Source organism: Streptomyces lancefieldiae, assembly GCF_031845825.1.
Taxonomy (GTDB): Bacteria; Actinomycetota; Actinomycetes; order Streptomycetales; family Streptomycetaceae; genus Streptomyces; species Streptomyces lancefieldiae.
In genome coordinates, this window is record NZ_JAVRFH010000062.1 from 16,699 (window position 1) to 36,220 (window position 19,522).

A 19,522-nucleotide genomic window follows, 5' to 3' on the forward strand; every position below is an offset into this window, starting at 1 on the left:
GCGCCCTCCATTGTGGAGGCCGCCACTGACAACGGGCGCCGACGGGGCGGACGGCCATCGGGGCCGGGCGGGCACCGGAGCCGGTCAGCGCCGGCCCCGGCCCCTTCCCCGGCGTCCTCCGTCGTCGTCGCGGCCGCTGCCTCCGCCGCTGTCCCAGCCGCTGTCCCGGCCGTCGTCGGGCGGCCCGAGCAGCTCGTCAGCCAGCGTCGGCAGGTCGTCCAGCGGCGTCTCCTCGGCCCAGTCGGAGCGTCGCCTGCGGGGCGGCGCCTGCTCGGGGTCGAACTGGGGCAGCTCGCGCGTGCGGTCCTCGGGCTCGTCGGACCGGTCGGACCGGGGGGCCGGGTCCTCCTTGCGGAAGTAGTCCGCCGGGACCCGGTCGACGGGGTCGTCCCCGCGTACGGGCGGCAGCGCGGCCGTCTCGTCGGCGGCCCCCGGTGTCACGGGCGGCAGGACGGCCGTCTCGTCGGCGGCCCTCGGATCCACCGCCGGCAGTACCGCCGTCTCGTCCGCCGCACTCGGCGGGACCGGCGGCTTCGGCAGCTCCGCCGTCACCTCGGACTCGGACGGGGCGGACGCACCGGCCGTCCCCCGGTCGTCACCCCGCGCGTCGGTGCCGGCGCCACGGTCGTCCCGCACCGGCCGCAGGACCGTCGTGTCCTCCGTCGAACCGCCGGAGGCGTCAGCCGGTGACACGACCGGCGTCGGTACGGTCGCCGCGTCCGAGGGCGGAGCAGCGGCCGGGGCCGGCCGGGGCGCGTCCGCCGCTGGAGGGGCCGTCGGCCGGGGACCCGCCGCGGCCGCGGCCGCCGCCTGCTCCGCCGCCCGGCGTGCCTCCTCGGCCCGCATCAGGGCCTCCTCGGCCTTGCGCTGCTTCTCCAGGCGCCGGGCCTCGGCCTCGGCCCGCAGCCGCTCCTCCTCCTCGGCCTGCTTGCGGCGCCGCTCCTCCTCGGCCCGGCGCCGCGCCTCCTCCTCGGCCCGTGCCTTCTCCTCAGCGAGGAGCCGTGCCCGTTCCTCCTCGGCCTTGCGGCGTGCTTCCTCGGCCCGCTGACGGGCCTCCTCGGCCTGCCGTTCGGCCTCGCGCCGCTGTGCCTCCTCCAGCTCCCGGCGCTTGCGCTCCTCCTCCTCGGCGCGCAGCCGCTCCAGCTCCTCGAGACGCTCGCGCTCCAGGCGCTCCTCCTCGGCCTTGCGCGCGACCTCTTCCTCCGCCTTGCGCCGGGCCGCCTCCTCGGCCTTGCGGCGCGCCTCCTCCTGGGCCTTGACCTCCGCCTCGGACAGCGGCAGCACCTGGTCGAGCCGGTGGCGTACGACGGTGGTGACGGCCTCGGGCTCCTGACCCGCGTCCACGACGAGGTAGCGCCCGGGGTCGGCCGCGGCCAGCGTCAGGAAACCGGAGCGCACGCGCGCGTGGAACTCGGCGGGCTCCGACTCCAGCCGGTCCGGCGCCTCGGTGAACCGCTCGCGCGCGGCCTCCGGTGAGACGTCCAGCAGGACGGTCAGGTGCGGGACGAGCCCGTTGGTCGCCCAGCGGTTCATCCGGGCGATCTCGGTGGGGGACAGGTCACGGCCGGCCCCCTGGTAGGCCACCGAGGAGTCGATGTAGCGGTCGGAGATGACCACGGCACCGCGCTCCAGAGCGGGCCGGACCACCGTGTCGACGTGCTCCGCGCGGTCGGCGGCGTACAGCAGCGCCTCCGCGCGGTGCGACAGTCCGGCGCTGGAGACGTCCAGGAGGATCGACCTCAGCCGCTTGCCCACCGGGGTCGCTCCCGGCTCGCGGGTGAGCACGACCTCGTGCCCCTTGCCCCGGATCCACTCGGCGAGGGCCTCGGCCTGGGTGGACTTCCCGGCGCCGTCGCCGCCCTCCAGGGCGATGAAGAAGCCGTTCGCCGCGGGCGCCGGCACCGGGTCGTCACCGCCGAGCAGCGCGTCCCGCAGGTCTTGCCGCAGCGGCACGCCGGAGCGGTCGTCGACCTTGGCCAGCACCAGGGCCGCCACCGGCAGGAGCAGCGCGCCGACCAGCATCAGGACGAAGGCGGCGCCGCCGTGCGCGAAGACGAACTTGCCGTTCTCCAGGCGGTGCGGCCCGATCGCCGCCGCCAGCACGGGGGCGATCACCGCGCCGAGCGCCACGTAGACGCGGACGACCGCGTGCAGGTGCTCGGTGGTCCGCGCCCGGCGGTGGTCCTCGGTCTCCTGGTCGAGCAGTGCGTGCCCGGTGTTCGCGGTCACGCCGGCGCCGACACCGGCCAGCGCGAGGAGCAGCAGCACGGTGGTGTCGTCCGGGACGAGACCGGCGGCCAGCAGGGCGACGCCGACGAAGGCGATCGCCAGGGCCAGCAGCCGTCGGCGCGACAGGGACGGCAGCAGGGCGGGGGCGGTACGGATGCCGACGACGACCCCGCCGGTCAGCGCGCCGACCATCAGCCCGTACAGCACGGGGCCGCCGCCCAGGTCCTTGGCGTGCAGCACCGCCACGGCGACCACGGCGGCCACCACCGCGGCGACCGCCGCGCAGGCGAACACCAGCAGGGGCAGGGCGCCGGTGCGGCCCTTGTCGACGCTCGCGCCGCTCTTCGGGCGGCGCATGCCCTCCAGCGGCGACCGCGCGCGCGGGGTGCGGACGCCGGGCAGCTCCAGGAAGGTCACCACGGACAGCGAGGCGGCGAAGAGCCCGGCCGCCACGTACGAGCCGAGCGCCGCCTGGTGCTCGGCGAACCAGTCGACGCCGGCGCCCAGCAGGTTGTTCAGCAGACCCGCGACGACCAGCACGGCGCCGGCGAGGGGGATCGCCACGAAGCCCGTACGCAGGGACAGGCGGCGCAGCGCGTCCATGTGGTCGGGCAGCGGTCGTACCGTCGCGCCCTCCAGGGGCGGCGTCGGCAGCAGTGCGGGGGCCGCGCTTTCCCGGCACACCGTCCAGAAGCGCTCGGCGACACCGGTGACGAAGACGGTCACCAGGAGGACGGCCAGGGCGTCGTCCGGCGTCCAGTCGATCCACAGCGGCGCGACGATCAGCAGGGCGGCCCGCAGGCCGTCGGCGCCGACCATGGTCCAGCGGCGGTCGAGCGGGCCGTCCTGCGAGGTGAGTGAGGTGAGAGGCCCGAGCAGTACGGCGCCGAAGAGCAGCGTCGCCAGGATGCGTACGCCGAAAACGGTCGCCACTGCGAACGCCACGCCCCGGTAGCCACCGCCGAAGGAGCCCGCGCCGATCGCGGCCTGGACGGCGAGGAGGACCAGCACCAGCAGGGCGAGGATGTCGCCGACACCCCCCACGAGCTGTGCGCTCCACAACCGCCTCAGCTGCGGACGGCGCAGCAGGGCGCGGACGGCACGCTCGCGGGAGTCCGCGACCAGGGCGTCGTCCGGGGCGGGGTGAGGGGCCGTTGGCTGCTCGGCTCGCGTCATGCGTTCAGCCTATCGGTCGCCACCGACAGTCCGGCGTGCCCGGCCGAACGTACGCGCGCCCCGACACCGAAATGATGCCGGGGCGTTCGTTTCGCGAAGAGCGAGTGGGGCGCTCGGAGGTCGAGGGCGCTCAGAGGTGCGGCGAGGTGCTCAGTGGTCCGAGCGCATCGCCGGGCTCAGTCCTCCGACGTCTTCGACGCGGTCGCCTTCTTCGTGGCCGTCTTCTTCGCCGCGCTCGTGGCTGCGGTCTTCTTGGCGGCCGTCGTCTTCGCCGCCGTCGTCTTCTTGGCGGTGGTCTTCTTCGCCGTCGCCTTCTTCGCCGGGGCCTTCTTGGCCGGAGCCTTCTTCGCCGTCTTCTTGGCGGGGCCCTTGGCGCGCTTCTCGGCGAGCAGCTCGTAGCCGCGCTCCGGCGTGATCTCCTCGACGCTGTCGCCGGAGCGCAGGGTCGCGTTGGTCTCGCCGTCGGTGACGTACGGGCCGAAGCGGCCGTCCTTGACGACGACCGGCTTCTCGCTGACCGGGTCGGTGCCCAGCTCCTTCAGCGGCGGCTTGGCCGCGGCCCGGCCACGCTGCTTGGGCTGGGCGTAGATCGCCAGCGCCTCCTCCAGCGTGATCGTGAAGAGCTGCTCCTCGGACTGGAGGGACCGCGAGTCCGTGCCCTTCTTCAGGTACGGGCCGTAGCGGCCGTTCTGCGCGGTGATCTCGACGCCCTCCGCATCGGTACCGACGACACGCGGCAGCGACATGAGCTTCAGGGCGTCGTCCAGGGTGACCGTGTCCAGCGCCATCGACTTGAACAGGGAGGCCGTCCGCGGCTTCACGGCGTTCTTGCCGGTCTTCGGGGTGCCCTCCGGGAGCACCTCGGTGACGTAGGGGCCGTAGCGGCCGTCCTTGGCGACGATGGTGTGGCCGGTACCCGGGTCGGTGCCCAGCTCGAAGTCACCGCTCGGCTTGGCGAGCAGTTCCTCGGCCAGCTCGACGGAGAGCTCGTCGGGCGCCAGGTCCTCCGGGACATCGGCGCGCTGGTGGTTCTCGGAGTCCTTCTCGCCGCGCTCGACGTAGGGGCCGTAGCGTCCGACGCGCAGCACGATGTCGTTGCCGACGGGGAAGGACGACACCTCGCGCGCGTCGATCGCGCCGAGGTCGGTCACCAGTTCCTTGAGGCCGCCGAGGTGGTCCCCGTCGCCGTTGCCTGCGTCGGCGGCCCCGCCGTGGCCCGCGCCCTCACCGAAGTAGAACCGCCGCAGCCACGGCACGGCCTGCGCCTCGCCACGGGCGATGGCGTCGAGGTCGTCCTCCATCTTGGCGGTGAAGTCGTAGTCGACGAGCCGCCCGAAGTGCTTCTCCAGGAGGTTGACGACGGCGAAGGACAGGAAGGACGGGACGAGTGCCGTGCCCTTCTTGAACACGTAGCCGCGGTCCAGGATCGTGCCGATGATCGACGCGTACGTCGACGGGCGGCCGATCTCGCGTTCCTCCAGCTCCTTGACCAGCGACGCCTCGGTGTAGCGGGCCGGGGGCTTGGTGGCGTGGCCGTCGACCGTCATCTCCTCGGCCGTCAGCGCGTCGCCCTCGGTGACCTGCGGCAGTCGGCGCTCACGGTCGTCCAGCTCGGCGTTCGGGTCGTCGGCACCCTCGACGTACGCCTTGAGGAAGCCGTGGAAGGTGATCGTCTTGCCGGACGCGCTGAATTCGACGTCCCGGCCGTCGGAGGCGGCGCCGCCGATCTTCACCGTGACGCTGTTGCCGATCGCGTCCTTCATCTGGGAGGCGACGGTCCGCTTCCAGATCAGCTCGTAGAGCTTGAACTGGTCGCCGGTGAGACCCGTCTCGGCCGGGGTCCGGAAGCGGTCGCCCGAGGGACGGATCGCCTCGTGCGCCTCCTGCGCGTTCTTGACCTTGCCGGCGTACGTCCGCGGCTGCGCCGGGAGGTAGTCGGCGCCGTACAGCTGCGTGACCTGGGCGCGGGCGGCGGTGATCGCCGTGTCGCTCAGGGTCGTCGAGTCCGTACGCATGTAGGTGATGTAGCCGTTCTCGTACAGCTTCTGGGCGATCTGCATGGTCGCCTTGGCGCCGAAGCCGAGCTTGCGGCTGGCCTCCTGCTGCAGCGTCGTCGTACGGAACGGGGCGTACGGCGAGCGGCGGTACGGCTTGGACTCGACGGAGCGGACCGCGAACCGCGTGTCCTGGAGGGCGGCGGCGAGCGCGCGGGCGTTCGCCTCGTCGAGATGGAGGGTGTTCGCGCTCTTGAGCTGCCCCAGGGAGTCGAAGTCGCGGCCCTGCGCGACCCGCCGGCCGTCGACGGTCCCCAGGCGGGCGACCAGCGACGACGGGTCCGACTGGTCCCCCGCGCGGCCGGTCGCGAAGGTGCCCGTCAGGTCCCAGTACTCGGCGGAACGGAACGCCATGCGCTCGCGTTCCCGCTCGACCACGAGCCGGGTCGCGACGGACTGGACACGGCCGGCCGACAGGCGCGGCATGACCTTCTTCCACAGCACCGGCGAGACCTCGTAACCGTAGAGACGGTCGAGGATGCGGCGGGTCTCCTGGGCGTCGACGAGCTTCTGGTTGAGCTGGCGCGGGTTGGCCACGGCCGCCCGGATCGCGTCCTTGGTGATCTCGTGGAACACCATGCGCTTGACCGGGATCTTCGGCTTGAGGACTTCCTGGAGGTGCCAGGCGATGGCCTCGCCCTCGCGGTCCTCATCGGTGGCGAGGAAGAGCTCGTCGGAGTCCTTCAACAGGTCCTTGAGCTTCCTGACCTGCGCCTTTTTGTCGGCGTTGACCACATAGACGGGCTGGAAGTCGTGTTCGACGTCCACACCGAGGCGGCGGACCTCGCCGGTGTACTTCTCGGGCACCTCCGCGGCGCCGTTGGGAAGGTCGCGAATGTGCCCGACGCTCGCCTCGACGACGTAGCCAGGGCCGAGATAGCCCTTGATCGTCTTCGCCTTGGCAGGCGACTCGACGATGACGAGTCGGCGGCCGCCCTTCGCGGTCTCGCTGGTCGGGGACAACTTCGCTCTTCTCTCCGGTCGACGCTGGGGCCTCCCCAGGCGGTGGTCCCGGGGTCGGGTGGCACTGCTTTTCGGTCCTGACGCTGCGGAGTGTGACGGTACCTCCCGCCCCCGTGTCAAACGGGAAAAGCCCGCAACGGCCACTCGAACGGTAACCCGACGAACCCTGTTCCTGCCGCCCGGAGTGTCCATCAGTCTCGATGCCCGTATCCGGAGCGCGACCTACCGATTACGTGGACGGGGGTGTGGCCGACGTCCGGAACCAGTCCCTCACAGGCGCGTCAGGCACCATGCCCCGAGGGCGAGCGCCACCAGTCCGGCGACGCTCGCGGCGGTCGCCGATGCGACGGGGCTCACACCGTGCGCGACGGGCCGGCCGTGCCGGACCCGGGTCGTGGTCCACACCAGCAGCCCGGCCCCGAACAGGGCGAACACCAATCCCGCGAAGATCGCCGGCCCGCTCTCCATGGTCCCCGTGCCCCTTTTCTCCAGCCCGCGAGTACCCAGCTTCGGGGAGGCTGTCACGCGCGGGCGGCGGGTGGGCGAACCCGAGGTGAACGGAGGGCCGACGGCCCCCGCTCGTGGCTCGTTCCCTGCCCACGGCCATCAGGGCCTGTCGGACAGGCCCTGGGCCGGCGACGCGTCGCTACGCCGGTTCGAGGAAACCCTGCTCCACCAGCAGCCGGATCTGCGCGGGCGTACGGTCGCGCAACGCCACCGGGTCCTCGCCCACCAGCTGGGCGATGGCGTCCAGAATGCGGCCCGCGCTCATGCTGCCGTCGCAGACGCCCGCGAAACCGGCACCGACCGTGTCGACCCGGGTGGCCCGGCGCATGCCGCGGTTCTGGCGCAGGACGACGTGCTCCGGGTCCTCGGCGCCGGGCAGCCCGACCTGCTCCTGGACGACCTCGGGGGCGAGCAGGAAATGTGCCTCGAGCAGGGCGGCGTCGTCGTGCGCGCGCAGATAGTCGACGCGGTCGAAGTGGGCCCGCACGGTCTCGCCGAGCGGCTGCTCGATCGGGTGCGGCCATTCCTCGGCCGTGATCGACGGCTCGGCGGCCCCGGTCCTGCGCAGCGTGATCCAGCCGAAGCCCACGGCCCGGACCTTGCGCGCCTCGAACTCGTCCAGCCACGCGTCGTACCGCGCCTGGTACTCCGCCGTGTCACCGCGGTGGTCGCCCGCGTCCCTGAGCCACAGCTCGGCGTACTGCGTGACGTCCTGCACCTCGCGCTGCACGATCCAGGCGTCGCAGCCGCGCGGCACCCAGGAGCGCAGCCGGTCCGTCCAGTCCTCCCCCTCCACGTGCTGCCAGTTGGCGAGGAAGTGCGCGAACCCGCCCTCGTTCAGGCGCTCCCCCGTCTGCTGGACGAGCGAGCGGCACAGATCGTCCCCGCCCATCCCGCCGTCGCGGTAGGTGAGGCGGGCCCCCGGGGAGATCACGAACGGCGGGTTGGACACGATCAGGTCGTACGTCTCGCCGTCGTCGATCGGCTCGTAGAGCGAGCCCTCGCGCAGATCGGCCGGCCGGGCCCCGGAGAGGGCGAGCGTGAGCGAGGTGATGTGCAGCGCGCGCGGGTTCACGTCGGTGGCCGTCACGCGTGTGTTGTGCACCGCGGCGTGCAGCGCCTGGATGCCGGAGCCGGTACCGAGGTCGAGGGCGGCGGAGACGGGCGTCCGCACGGTGAGGCCGGCCAGCGTCATGGACGCGCCGCCGACGCCGAGGACGACGCCCTCGGCGCGGTTGCCGATGCCGCCGGCGCCGCCGACCGCGCAGCCCAGGTCGGAGACGATGAACCAGTCCTCGCCGCCGGGCCCGCTGTACGGCCGTACGTCCACGGTCGCCGCCACCTCGTCGTTGCCGACGCCGACGAGCCACCCGCCGTCCAGGCAGGCGTCGACGGGCAGCACGTCCGCCACGCGCGCGTGGAGCACGGGTTGCTGGAGCAGGAAGAGCCGAACGAGCAGCTCCAACGGCGTGTCGCCGCGGGTGGCCCGGAGCGCGGGCACGGTCTCGCTCCGCGACAGCGCCGCGTAGGCGGGGGCGCCGAGCAGCTCCAGCAGTCCGTCGGCGGTGAAGGAGGCCCCGAGCAGGGCGTCCCGCAGCCGGGCGGTGAGGTCGGGACGGTCGGCGAAGGGCAGGGGGGACAGGCTGGCGTTACTCACACCCCCATTGTGGCCCGCACCCCGCCCCGCGCTCGTGCGGCGCAGGTCAGCCGGTCGTGGCCGACGGCGTCGCCGAGGCCGACTTGCAGCTGTCCTGCTTGGCCATCGCCTGGCCGACGTCGCCCTCCTCCAGGGCCTTCAGCGCGTTGCTGCCGCTCTTGCTGAGCTTGTTCAGCTCGGTGGCGATGCCCTTGAGGCCGTCGGCGAACTTCGCCTGGTCCTTGGTGTCGAGGGCCTCCACCTGCTTCCTCAGGGATGCGTACGACGAGGAGAGGCCGTTGAGCTCGCTGACCGCGTCCTTCTGCTTCTTCTCACCGTCGTCGACGTCGGGGGCCCCGGCCCTCTGGACTGCGCCGCCCATCGCCTTGTAGGCGTCGGACATGTCCTGGAACGCCTGAGCGTCGGTCTTCTGGACCTCTGCCGGCGTGCTGTTGTCCGAGGTCTCCTTCTGGATGGCCGCGTTGGCCGCCGCGATCTTCTTGGCCTGCGGCTGCACCGCGTCGCAGACCTCCTTCGCCCAGGAGTCCAGCTTGTCGTTGTCGTCGCTGCTGCCGCATCCCGTCAGCGCCAGTACCAGTACCGCACCGCCGGACAGTGCGACCGCGAGCTTCTTGTTCACCGGATTGGTCCCTTCCATGGCTCTCGGCCCCGGAACATACACGCCGGATGGGGGACATCCGCAGGACGAACATCCGTTAAGACCGTATTGAAGCCATTTGCACCAAGAGAGAGAAGGCTCACGGTGAGGGGCGCGCACATGCACGGCACGGGCGGACGCCGCGTCACCACGCGCCGTCCGCCCGCTCGTTGAACCGGCACTCGCACCGGACTCCTACGGGACTCGCACCGGACTCGTGCGGGCCTCGTACCGGACTTGAACGGAACTCCTCGGGGGCGGACTACGAAACCACCGCCGGGTCCGCCGACTTGGGCTCCTGATCGGTGTTGCCCTCGTCACCGACGGCGATCCCGCGCCGTTTGGAGACGTAGACGGCCGCGGCGATGACGACGAACGCGACGACGGCCACCAGCACCCGCACGCCGATGCTCTTGTCGGGGCCGTAGGAGAACTTGATGACCGCCGGCGCGATGAGCAGGGCCACCAGGTTCATGACCTTCAGCAGCGGGTTGATCGCCGGTCCGGCGGTGTCCTTGAAGGGGTCGCCGACCGTGTCGCCGATGACGGTGGCCTCGTGGGCGTCGCTGCCCTTGCCGCCGTGGTTGCCGTCCTCGACGAGCTTCTTGGCGTTGTCCCAGGCGCCACCGGAGTTGGCGAGGAACACCGCCATCAGTGTGCCCGCGCCGATCGCGCCCGCGAGGAAGGCGCCGAGCGCGCCCACGCCGAGCGTGAAGCCGATGAAGATGGGTGCCATCACGGCGAGCAGTCCGGGCGTGGCGAGTTCTCGCAGGGCGTCCCTGGTGCAGATGTCGACGACCTTGCCGTACTCCGGTTTCTCGCTGTAGTCCATGATCCCGGGCTTTTCGCGGAACTGCCGCCGCACCTCGAAGACCACCGCGCCCGCCGACCGCGACACCGCGTTGATCGCCAGTCCCGAGAAGAGGAAGACGACCGCAGCGCCCGCGATCAGCCCGACGAGGTTGTTGGGCTGCGAGATGTCCATCATCAGGCTCATCGGGGCGCCGTCGCCGCTGAGTTTCTCGCCCACGTCCGCAGCGCCGGTGGTGATGGCGTCGCGGTACGAACCGAACAAGGCCGCGGCCGCCAGGACGGCGGTGGCGATCGCGATGCCCTTGGTGATGGCCTTGGTGGTGTTGCCGACCGCGTCCAGGTTGGTGAGCACCTGGGCGCCGGCGCCCTCGACGTCGCCGGACATCTCGGCGATGCCCTGGGCGTTGTCGGAGACCGGCCCGAAGGTGTCCATGGCGACGATCACACCGACCGTGGTGAGCAGGCCGGTGCCGGCCAGTGCCACCGCGAACAGCGCCAGCATGATCGACGTGCCGCCCAGCAGGAAGGCCCCGTAGACGCCGAGACCGATCAGCAGGGCGGTGTAGACGGCCGATTCGAGGCCGATGGCGATGCCGGCGAGGACGACGGTGGCGGGGCCGGTGAGCGAGGTCCTGCCGATGTCCCTGACGGGACGTCGGGTGGTCTCGGTGAAGTAGCCGGTGAGTTGCTGGATCAGGGCGGCGAGCACGATGCCGATCGCCACCGCGACGAGCGCGAGGATCCGCGGGTCGCCGTCCCGGCCCGCGATCGCCGCGTCGGTGACGCCGTCGAGGTCGGAGTACTTCCCGGGCAGGTAGACGAAGACGGCCACCGCCACCAGCACCAGTGAGATCACCGCGGAGATGAAGAAACCCCGGTTGATCGCGCTCATGCCGCTGCGGTCCGAGCGCCGGGGCGCCACCGCGAAGATGCCGATCATGGCGGTGATCACGCCGATCGCCGGCACCAGCAGCGGGAACGCCAGTCCGGCATCGCCGAAGGCCACCTTCCCGAGGATCAGCGCGGCCACCAGGGTCACGGCGTACGACTCGAAGAGGTCGGCCGCCATGCCCGCGCAGTCGCCGACGTTGTCGCCCACGTTGTCGGCGATGGTCGCGGCATTGCGCGGATCGTCCTCCGGAATGCCCTGCTCGACCTTGCCGACCAGGTCGGCGCCGACGTCGGCGGCCTTGGTGAAGATGCCGCCGCCGACCCGCATGAACATCGCGATCAGCGCGGCGCCGAGGCCGAAGCCCTCCAGGACCTTCGGCGCGTCGGCCGCGTACACCAGCACCACGCAGCAGGCGCCCAGCAGGCCGAGCCCCACCGTGAACATGCCGACCACGCCGCCCGTACGAAACGCGATCTTCGTCGCTTTGTGCGATACGAGAGTGAGATCCTTTTCCGGTTCGCCCGGAGCGGGTGTCGCTTCCCGCGCCGCAGCGGCGACGCGCACATTGCTGCGCACGGCGAGCCACATGCCGATATAGCCGGTGGCCGCCGAGAACGCCGCGCCGATCAGGAAGAACACCGAACGTCCGGCCCGTTGATTCCAGTCGTCCGCAGGCAGCAGCATGAGCAGAAAGAACACGACGACGGCGAATACGCCGAGCGTGCGAAGCTGTCGGGCCAGATAGGCGTTCGCGCCTTCCTGGACGGCCGCCGCGATCTTCTTCATGCTGTCGGTTCCCTCGCCCGCCGCGAGTACCTGGCGCACCAGGACACCCGCGAGGACCAGCGCGGCCAGCGCGACGACCGCGATGACCGCGACCAGGGCGCGGTTCCCGTCAGTCAGCACGGCGGCCGCGAGGGACGAGGATTCGCCCAACTGATGAGGGGTGAAAAGCTCCGCCATTCGTCCTCCTTGACGCTTGGGCTGAGCTCAAGATGTGGACGGGATTGTAGGTACCGGAACCCGATCAAAACAGTGCACGGCAAAATGGAATTGCCTGTCAACCGCACGGGACCCTGAAGTAGTAATGCCCTTCCGGCGTTAATGGCGATCACGTGACTTCAGGCTGCCGTGATCCATTTATTCGCGCGATTGATCGTGAATGAATTCACTTAACGCCCGCACGGCACCACTGTATGCGTGGACCTCGTCTTCCGCACATGACGAAGGGCCCTACGAGGTAGGGCCCTTCGGGTGACTTCCGTGAGACTTCAGGTGTCGGGAGCGGTGGTCAGACCGGCGGCAGCACCGCCGGTGCGATCGGCCAGGTCATGCGGATCAGTCCGCCGTCCTCGCCGGCCGTGACCTCCACGTCGTCGACGAGTCCGCTGATGACCGCGAGGCCCATCTCGTCCTCCTCGGCCTCCAGGTCATCGACGGCGGCGTCCGGGGCTCCGGCCCCCGGTACCGCGTGCGGCGCCTCGTCGCCGACCTCAATGGAGAACTGCTTCTCCTCCTCGATCAGCGAGACCGTGACCGGCGCCGTGATGCCGACGTGCTGATGCAGGCCCACAGCCCGGGTACAGGCCTCGCCGACGGCGAGCCTGACCTCGTCGAGGACGGCCTCGTCCACTCCGGCTCTGCGTGCCACCGCGGCCGCCACCAGACGGGCGGTGCGGACATGCTCGGGCAGCGCGCTGAAGCGGAGTTCAACGGTGGCCATGCATCCCCCTCGGTACTACGGGCGTGCTGTCGACTTCGGGCGTGCTGTCGAAGGCCCGGGCCGCCGACAGCCCGGACCCCCTTGCTCTACTGCGGCCCAGGGCCAAGGGCCCGGGGCCGGTCGTCAGTCGGTGGCCGCCACCGCTTCCTCGACCGAGGTGTGAATGGGGAACACCTTGGTGAGGCCGGTGATACGGAAGATCTTGAGAATGCGCTCCTGGTTGCAGACCAGGCGCAGCGAGCCCTCATGGGCACGCACCCGCTTCAGTCCGCCGACCAGCACGCCGAGCCCGGTGGAGTCGAGGAAGTCCACGCCCTCCATGTCGACGACGAGGTGGAAACTCCCGTCGTTCACGAGCTCGACCAGCTGCTCACGCAGCTTGGGCGCGGTGTATACGTCAATTTCGCCACCGACCTCGACGACCGTACGATCGCCGACGGTACGGGTCGACAGGGACAGGTCCACGGATCCTCCAGCACCTTGCTATCGAGCGGTCGTCCCTCGGGACACCTCGGCTTGAAGCTCCCAGGACGGTTCGCCAGCCGCGATGGCATTCAATCACTTACCGGCAGGCGTGCACGACGCCTTGGTCCCATTGTCCGTCACGCCAGTGACAGACTCGGTGCCGATGGCCAAGAATCACCGATCCGATCGACCCCCGGCGGAGCCCGGCTCCCGGCCCGGACCAGGCATGGTCCTGGACCGGCTCGCCGCGGGACCGAGCCGGGCTGCGCGCATCACTCATACGGAGCACTTGCCCCCGCGTGCGGGCCGTCATGCCGTCTGGCCGGACCGGATCCGCCCGGAGGTCGTCGCCGCGGTGCAGGCCGCAGGCATCGAACACCTCTGGGCCCACCAGGCACGCGCGGCCGAGCACGCCCTGGACGGCGACTCCGTGGTCGTCGCCACCGGCACCGCGTCCGGCAAGTCCCTGGCGTACCTGGTGCCCGTGCTGTCGACGCTCCTGGACGGCTCCGAGGTCCCGAACGGGCGGGGAGCCACCGCCCTCTACCTGGCGCCGACCAAGGCGCTGGCCGCCGACCAGTGCCGGTCTGTGAAGGAACTTTCACAACCTCTCGGCACGTCCGTTCGGGCTGCGGTGTACGACGGCGACACACCGTTCGAGGAACGCGAGTGGATCCGCCAGTACGGCACCTACGTCCTGACCAACCCGGACATGCTGCACCGCGGCATCCTTCCGTCCCACCCCCGCTGGTCCTCCTTCCTGAAGTCGCTGAAGTACGTCGTCGTCGACGAGTGCCACACCTACCGCGGCGTCTTCGGCTCGCATGTCGCCCAGGTGCTGCGCAGGTTGCGCCGGCTGTGCGCCCGCTACGGCGCGTCGCCGGTGTTCCTGCTCGCCTCCGCCACCGCCGCCGAGCCGTCGGTGGCGGCCCGCCGGCTCACCGGGCTGCCGGTGGTGGAGGTCGCCGACGACGCCTCCCCGCGCGGTGAACTGGTGTTCGCCCTCTGGGAGCCCCCGCTGACCGAGCTGGAGGGCGAGAAGGGCGCCCCGGTCCGCCGCACCGCCACCGCCGAGGCCGCCGACCTGCTCACCGACCTCACCGTCCAGGGCATGCGTTCGATCACCTTCGTACGCTCCCGGCGCGGCGCCGAGCTGATCTCGGTGATCGCCCAGGAACGCCTGGCCGAGGTCGACCGTTCACTGTCCCGCCGCGTGGCGGCGTACCGCGGCGGCTACCTCCCCGAGGAGCGCCGCGCCCTGGAACGCGCCCTGCACTCCGGCGAGCTCCTCGGCCTGGCGGCGACGAACGCCCTCGAACTCGGCCTCGACATCTCCGGCCTGGACGCCGTGGTCATCGCCGGCTACCCGGGCACGCGAGCGTCGCTGTGGCAGCAGGCCGGGCGGGCGGGCCGGTCCGGGCAGGGGGCGCTGGCGGTGCTGGTCGCTCGGGACGACCCGCTGGACACCTTCCTCGTCCACCACCCGGAGGCTCTCTTCGACCAGCCCGTGGAGTCCACGGTCCTCGACCCCGACAACCCGTACGTCCTCGCTCCCCACCTGTGCGCGGCAGCGGCCGAGCTGCCTCTGACGGAGGACGACCTGAAGCTCTTCGGCCCCGCTTGCGAGGAGCTGCTGCCCCAGCTGGAAGCGGCCAAGCTGCTGCGCCGGCGGACCCGGGCCTGGCACTGGACGCGCCGTGAGCGTGCCGCCGACCTGACCGACATCCGCGGGGAGGGCGGACGGCCGGTCCAGGTCGTCGAGGCCGGGACCGGCCGACTGCTGGGAACGGTGGACGCCGGTGCCGCCCACACGACCGTCCACGAGGGGGCCGTCCACCTCCACCAGGGGCGCACGTACCTCGTTCGCTCCCTGGACCTGGAGGACTCCGTCGCGCTGGTCGAGCAGGCCACCCCGTCCTACTCGACGGTCGCCCGCGACACGACGGCGATCTCGGTGCTGGAGACCGACACCGAGGTCCCGTGGGGTGACGGGCGCCTGTGTTACGGCTCCGTCGAGGTCACCAACCAAGTGGTCTCCTTTCTGCGCCGGCGCCTGATCACCGGCGAGGTCCTGGGTGAGACGAAGCTCGACCTCCCTCCTCGGACGCTGCGCACGCGCGCGGTGTGGTGGACGGTCACCGAGGACCAGCTGGACGCGGCCCGGATCAACCCGGAGATCCTCGGCGGTGCCCTGCACGCCGCCGAGCACGCCTCGATCGGCATGCTGCCCCTGTTCGCGACCTGCGACCGCTGGGACATCGGCGGCGTGTCCGTCCCCCTGCACCCGGACACGCTGCTGCCGACGGTCTTCGTGTACGACGGCCACCCCGGCGGCGCGGGCTTCGCCGAGCGCGCCTTCCACACCGCCCGTGACTGGCTCACGGCCACCCGGGAGGCCATCGCCTCCTGCGAGTGCGATGCCGGTTGCCCGTCCTGCATCCAGTCCCCCAAGTGCGGCAACGGCAACGAACCACTGCACAAACGGGGGGCCGTACGCCTGCTCACGGTCCTGCTGCGGGGCGCGGCGGAGGCGGAGGCGGAGGCCCGGACAGGCTCCGCTGCGGAGGCAGTGGCGGAGCCGGGCCACCCTGCAGCGACAAGGGCGGAGACAGGCTCCCCTCCAGAGGCAGAGGCAGAGGCAGGGACAGAGCCGGAGAGGGGACCCGCTGCGGGTACGGAGGCGGGGTAGAACGGGACCTCCGCCGTGAGCCCCGCCTGCGAGACCCCGGCCGTGAGCCCCGCCGAAGGGATCTCGGCCGCGCCGACGGCGCTCATGGCGTCGGGGCCTCGGCCGCGGGTGCGTCCGTCGCCGGGCCGGCCCGCGCCCGGACCTCCGCCGTGAACGGCCCCCGACCCGACGCCGCGGTCACGTCCGAGACCTGGCCGGTGAGCACGCACCGTACGAGCCGCGTCCCCTGGGCATGTGCGATCCGGTCCGCCCACGCACAGGCAGCCGTACCGCCCTGTGCCCAGTGGTCCGCCGCCGCGAGCGCCGCCAGATCGGCGCCGCCGGCCGCGCGATGCCGGGCCACGACGGCCTGGCCCAGGGCCAGCACGATGCCGAACACCACGCACAGCACGGCGATGGCACCGACGCTCCAGACCGTGGCCGACCCTCGGTCGGAGCCGGGACCCCGGACAGAACCCGGGGCCCGGTCGGGGCCGGAGCCCTGAGTGGGGCCGGAGACCTGGCCGGGACCCGCGGCTTGGCCGGGACCGGATACATGGGCTGGATCGCAGCCCTGGGGGTGGTCGGCGGCCTGGGCGAGGTCGGCGGCCCGGTCAAGGTCGGCGGCCCGTTCGGGACCGGAGGGAGGGCCGGAGCAGGCGCCCTCGACAGTGCCGGAGCCTCGCTCGGAGTTCCAGCCACCGCCGGAGGTCCAGCCCCGCACGGAGGCGGAGGCCCGGTTGGAGCTGCTCTTCCGGTAGAGGCCGCGCCCCAGGTAGGGCCAGGAGGCCCGGTAGGCACCGGAAAGCCGGTTGGAGACGGAACCCCCGTCGGGACCGGAACCCCCGTCGCAATCGCGACCCCGACCGGTCACCGCCCGGAACGTGAGACCGCGCCTCATGGCTCCGCCCCCACCGCCTGCTCCACCGAAGCCACGGCCTCCTCCCGCACCTCGAACGGCAGCCCGTGCAACGCCGACCGCCTGGCCACCACGACCACACGGACCTGGCCCGGCTCCCGGCTGACCGTGACCCGTGCACCGCGCGGCGCCGCCTCCTGGGCGACCTCGACGACCTGGTCGGCCGGATCCTGACGGGCAGCCGCGCGGGCGCCCGTCCGAGCCGCGTCCACGCACTGGATCTGATCGGCCACCAGGAGCAGGCACCACACCAGCGCCATCGCGAACAACACCAGCACCGGCAGCACCACGGCCGTCTCCGCCGTCACGAACCCCCTGTCGGAGGCACCGGCAGAACGGCCGCCGGGGCCCTTGCGAGCTGCTTCCGTCCCCGCTGCCCGCTCACATCCGCGCATCGAGTGCCCGCTTCACGATGCCCTGCAGCTCCGCGCTGACCGCCCCGCTCGTCACCACCTTGTAGAGGACCACGGCGAACGCCACCGCCGCGACGATCCCCATCGCGTACTCGGAGGTGACCATTCCCGCGTCCCTCCGCTTGGACAGCCTCCGCCGCGCCGCACGTGCGCCGCACACCAAGGCACACATCCGTGCCCGTACCGCCTGATACATCACAACCCCCGTAAGGTTCGTTCCCGTTGCTCACTCGCTCGCCGTCGGTCACTTACGCTCCGGCTCCGCACCGGACAGTCCCGTTCCGTCAGCCACCACCTCCTCCCTCTCCCAGCACCCCACCGGCGAGTCCGATGACCACCGGCAGTACGCCCACCGCGATGAACGCGGGCAGGAAGCACAGCCCCACCGGTGCGGTGACCATGACGGCCGCCCGGCGGGCCCTCGCCGTCGCGGTGCGCGCCCAGTCGGCACGGGCCTGCGTGGCGAGTCGGGCGACCGGGCCGGCCGCGGGCAGACCGGTCACGTCGGCCCGTTCCAGCAGCCGCGCCAGGGGCTCGGCACCCGGAATCTCGGCCAACCCGCGCCAGGCGCCTCCGGGTTCACCGCCCAGCCTGACCTCCGCGGCGCCCCGCCCCAGCGCGTCTCCGACGGGCCCTCCGAGGGCATCACCCACCGCCTGGGCCGCCTCCACCGGACCGGCGCCCGCCGCGATGCAGGCCGCCAGCAGGTCGGCTGCCAACGGCAGTTGGCGGGTGGCTTCCGCGGCACGGGTCTTCGCCCCTGCCGCACCGGCGGCCGTCCGCCGCGCCTGCCAATGCCACAACCCGGCCGCGAACAGGAACCCCACCACAACACCGGCCACACCCCCGACCAAGGCCCAGCCGGCACCCACCGTGCCCACCAGGGGCAGCCATCCGCGGACGGCGCCCAGTGCCTCGGCCCGTCGCGGTACGACACGCTCCGGCTCCGGGGCCAGCAGTCCGGTGAGCCGCCTGCGTACCACCCGCTCCCGCCGGACGGATCCGACCCTGCGCGCCAGCCACCCGGCGACCAGTGCCGTCCCCAGCAGCGCCCCCAGCCTGTGGACGACGTCCCCGTTCACGACGCCGCCTCCGCTCCCCGCACGATCCGCGTCACCCACCACATGCCGAGGCCCTCCAGAACTACACCGGCCAGTAGGCAGCCGAGCCCTGCTCCGGTGTGCAACAGCACGTGCACGGGGTCGGAACCTAGGGCGATGCCGAGCAGGAGCCCCAGGGCCGGCAGGCCGGCGAGCATCACCGCCGTGGCGCGGGCGCCCGCCAACTGCGCGCGCAGGTCGGAGCGCTGGTCCCGTTCGGCGCGCAGGGCGCCCTCCAGCCGGTCGAGCCCGGCCGCGAGTCCGGCGCCCTGGTCGACGGCGACCCGCCAACAGGCCGCGAGGCCCCGCAGCCCGTCAGCCCCCGGTTGCCGTGCCGCGGCCGCGAGCGCCCCCGGCACGTCCCCGCCGAACCGGGCCGCCGCCAGCACCGCCGCCCGCGCCTCACCGAGCCCTGCGGAGTCGTGCGCGGCGCACAGCAGCGCCTCGCCCGGTTGTCGCCCTGCCCTCACCTCCCCGGCGAGCGCCCCGCACAGGGTGATCACCGCGTCCTGGCGACACTCTCGGGCCCTCCTCGCCCGGCCGGCCAGCCGCGTCCGCCGCAGCAGTGGTACTCCGGCCACCCCCGCGACGACGGGCAGCGCCGAGTCCGCCGGCACCGCCAAGGCCAGCCCGGCCGCCAGCGACCACCACTCGGCCCTCAGCCGCCCCCGGACACGCCGCAGGCCGTCCATCACCCGGCGCGCCGTGGGCGGCCCGGTCCCGACCGCCCCACCGTCGGCGAGCACCAGCCGCGCCCGCCGCACCCCGGAGTGCCACCCGCTCCCGGCCGACCACGCCGCCACTCCCAGACACGCGAGGGCCACGCCCGTCGCCAGCCCGCCCGCAGCCGTCACCTGTGCGCCTCCCGTCCAACGGCTCGCGATTCGAACCCGTCACCGCGCAGCAGCTCCCGCAACCGCTCCCAGCCGCGCTCGGCCACGAAGGCCTCCGCGCCCCACCGCAGCGCCGGCACCGTACGCACCAGCCCCGACGGGTCCCTTTCCAGTACGTGCACCTCGGCGATCCGGCGCCGTCCGGCCCGGTCGCGGACCAGGTGCAGGACGACCGACAGGGCCGCGGCGAGCTGGCTGTGCAGGGCGGCCCGATCCAGCCCGGCGGCCGTACCGAGCGCTTCCAGCCGGGCCGGTACATCGGCGGCGGCATTGGCGTGCACCGTCCCTTCTCTGAACTAGGCGATGACCGCCATGTCCCGTCCCGGTCAGCTCTGTAAAGTTCTGTCAACTAGCGTTCACGAGTGTCTGACGGGTGCCAGGGTGATCTCAGCATTAGTTCATGAGCACCTCTC

Annotated in this window: 13 protein-coding genes and 2 pseudogenes; 1 reads left to right on the plus strand and 14 read right to left on the minus strand. The window is 72.3% G+C overall.

The window, feature by feature from the left end:
- Positions 1-84: 84 nt before the first annotated feature.
- From tmk to bldG, 8 genes are all read right to left on the minus strand, one after another.
- Entirely contained in the window at positions 85-3,405 is a 3,321-nt protein-coding gene (gene tmk / locus RM812_RS35500; RefSeq protein WP_311582789.1) for a dTMP kinase, read from the minus strand.
- Positions 3,406-3,581: 176 nt separating this feature from the next.
- Positions 3,582-6,422, minus strand: coding sequence for a type I DNA topoisomerase (gene topA / locus RM812_RS35505; RefSeq protein ID WP_311582792.1), 2,841 nt, complete (start codon positions 6,420-6,422; stop codon positions 3,582-3,584).
- 270 nt (positions 6,423-6,692) lie between these two features.
- Positions 6,693-6,890, minus strand: coding sequence for a hypothetical protein (locus tag RM812_RS35510; protein ID WP_311582795.1), 198 nt, complete (start codon positions 6,888-6,890; stop codon positions 6,693-6,695).
- A 178-nt stretch (positions 6,891-7,068) separates the two neighbouring features.
- Positions 7,069-8,586 (minus strand): DUF7059 domain-containing protein, encoded by a 1,518-nt coding sequence (locus RM812_RS35515; RefSeq protein WP_311582798.1) that lies wholly within the window; start codon positions 8,584-8,586, stop codon positions 7,069-7,071.
- Between the two features lie 46 nt (positions 8,587-8,632).
- On the minus strand, positions 8,633-9,223 hold the full coding sequence (locus RM812_RS35520; RefSeq protein WP_311582800.1) for a small secreted protein: 591 nt from the start codon (positions 9,221-9,223) through the stop codon (positions 8,633-8,635).
- Between the two features lie 262 nt (positions 9,224-9,485).
- Complete coding sequence (locus tag RM812_RS35525) at positions 9,486-11,891, minus strand: sodium-translocating pyrophosphatase (protein WP_311582803.1); 2,406 nt, start codon at positions 11,889-11,891, stop codon at positions 9,486-9,488.
- A gap of 328 nt (positions 11,892-12,219) precedes the next feature.
- Positions 12,220-12,651: an ATP-binding protein gene (locus RM812_RS35530; RefSeq protein ID WP_311582805.1), complete on the minus strand. Its 432-nt coding sequence runs from the start codon at positions 12,649-12,651 to the stop codon at positions 12,220-12,222.
- Between the two features lie 123 nt (positions 12,652-12,774).
- Positions 12,775-13,116, minus strand: coding sequence for an anti-sigma factor antagonist BldG (gene bldG, locus RM812_RS35535; RefSeq protein WP_003975386.1), 342 nt, complete (start codon positions 13,114-13,116; stop codon positions 12,775-12,777).
- An 82-nt stretch (positions 13,117-13,198) separates the two neighbouring features.
- Here bldG and RM812_RS35540 point away from each other — a divergent pair, with 82 nt between their 5' ends.
- Positions 13,199-15,805, plus strand: a complete 2,607-nt coding sequence (locus RM812_RS35540; RefSeq protein WP_311582843.1) for a DEAD/DEAH box helicase — start codon at positions 13,199-13,201, stop codon at positions 15,803-15,805.
- An 82-nt stretch (positions 15,806-15,887) separates the two neighbouring features.
- Here RM812_RS35540 and RM812_RS35545 read toward each other — a convergent pair.
- The 6 genes and pseudogenes from RM812_RS35545 to RM812_RS35570 all read right to left on the minus strand — a co-directional run.
- Positions 15,888-16,244, minus strand: a pseudogene (locus RM812_RS35545) (Rv3654c family TadE-like protein); the annotation flags it as partial.
- Between the two features lie 437 nt (positions 16,245-16,681).
- On the minus strand, positions 16,682-17,098 hold the full coding sequence (locus RM812_RS35550) for a TadE family type IV pilus minor pilin (protein WP_311582847.1): 417 nt from the start codon (positions 17,096-17,098) through the stop codon (positions 16,682-16,684).
- Positions 17,085-17,312: a DUF4244 domain-containing protein gene (locus RM812_RS35555; RefSeq protein WP_311582850.1), complete on the minus strand. Its 228-nt coding sequence runs from the start codon at positions 17,310-17,312 to the stop codon at positions 17,085-17,087. Before RM812_RS35555 ends, RM812_RS35550 begins: the two co-directional genes overlap by 14 nt.
- A gap of 88 nt (positions 17,313-17,400) precedes the next feature.
- Positions 17,401-18,198, minus strand: a complete 798-nt coding sequence (locus RM812_RS35560; RefSeq protein WP_311582854.1) for a type II secretion system F family protein — start codon at positions 18,196-18,198, stop codon at positions 17,401-17,403.
- Entirely contained in the window at positions 18,195-19,070 is an 876-nt protein-coding gene (locus tag RM812_RS35565) for a type II secretion system F family protein (RefSeq protein ID WP_311582857.1), read from the minus strand. The genes RM812_RS35560 and RM812_RS35565 overlap by 4 nt, the downstream gene beginning before the upstream one ends.
- Positions 19,067-19,396, minus strand: a pseudogene (locus RM812_RS35570) (ATPase, T2SS/T4P/T4SS family); the annotation flags it as partial. The pseudogene RM812_RS35570 and the gene RM812_RS35565, both read right to left, overlap by 4 nt.
- Between the last annotated feature and the right edge of the window lie 126 nt (positions 19,397-19,522).

Excerpts from the sequence above, each read along its gene's own strand:
- tmk (WP_311582789.1), bottom strand. The coding sequence starts at position 3,405 with ATGACGCGAGCCGAGCAGCCAACGGCCCCTCACCCCGCCCCGGACGAC.
- RM812_RS35510 (WP_311582795.1), bottom strand. The coding sequence starts at position 6,890 with ATGGAGAGCGGGCCGGCGATCTTCGCGGGATTGGTGTTCGCCCTGTTC.
- RM812_RS35520 (WP_311582800.1), bottom strand. The coding sequence starts at position 9,223 with ATGGAAGGGACCAATCCGGTGAACAAGAAGCTCGCGGTCGCACTGTCC.
- RM812_RS35525 (WP_311582803.1), bottom strand. The coding sequence starts at position 11,891 with ATGGCGGAGCTTTTCACCCCTCATCAGTTGGGCGAATCCTCGTCCCTC.
- RM812_RS35530 (WP_311582805.1), bottom strand. The coding sequence starts at position 12,651 with ATGGCCACCGTTGAACTCCGCTTCAGCGCGCTGCCCGAGCATGTCCGC.
- RM812_RS35540 (WP_311582843.1), top strand. The coding sequence starts at position 13,199 with ATGGCATTCAATCACTTACCGGCAGGCGTGCACGACGCCTTGGTCCCA.
- RM812_RS35550 (WP_311582847.1), bottom strand. The coding sequence starts at position 17,098 with ATGCGCGGATGTGAGCGGGCAGCGGGGACGGAAGCAGCTCGCAAGGGC.
- RM812_RS35555 (WP_311582850.1), bottom strand. The coding sequence starts at position 17,312 with ATGTATCAGGCGGTACGGGCACGGATGTGTGCCTTGGTGTGCGGCGCA.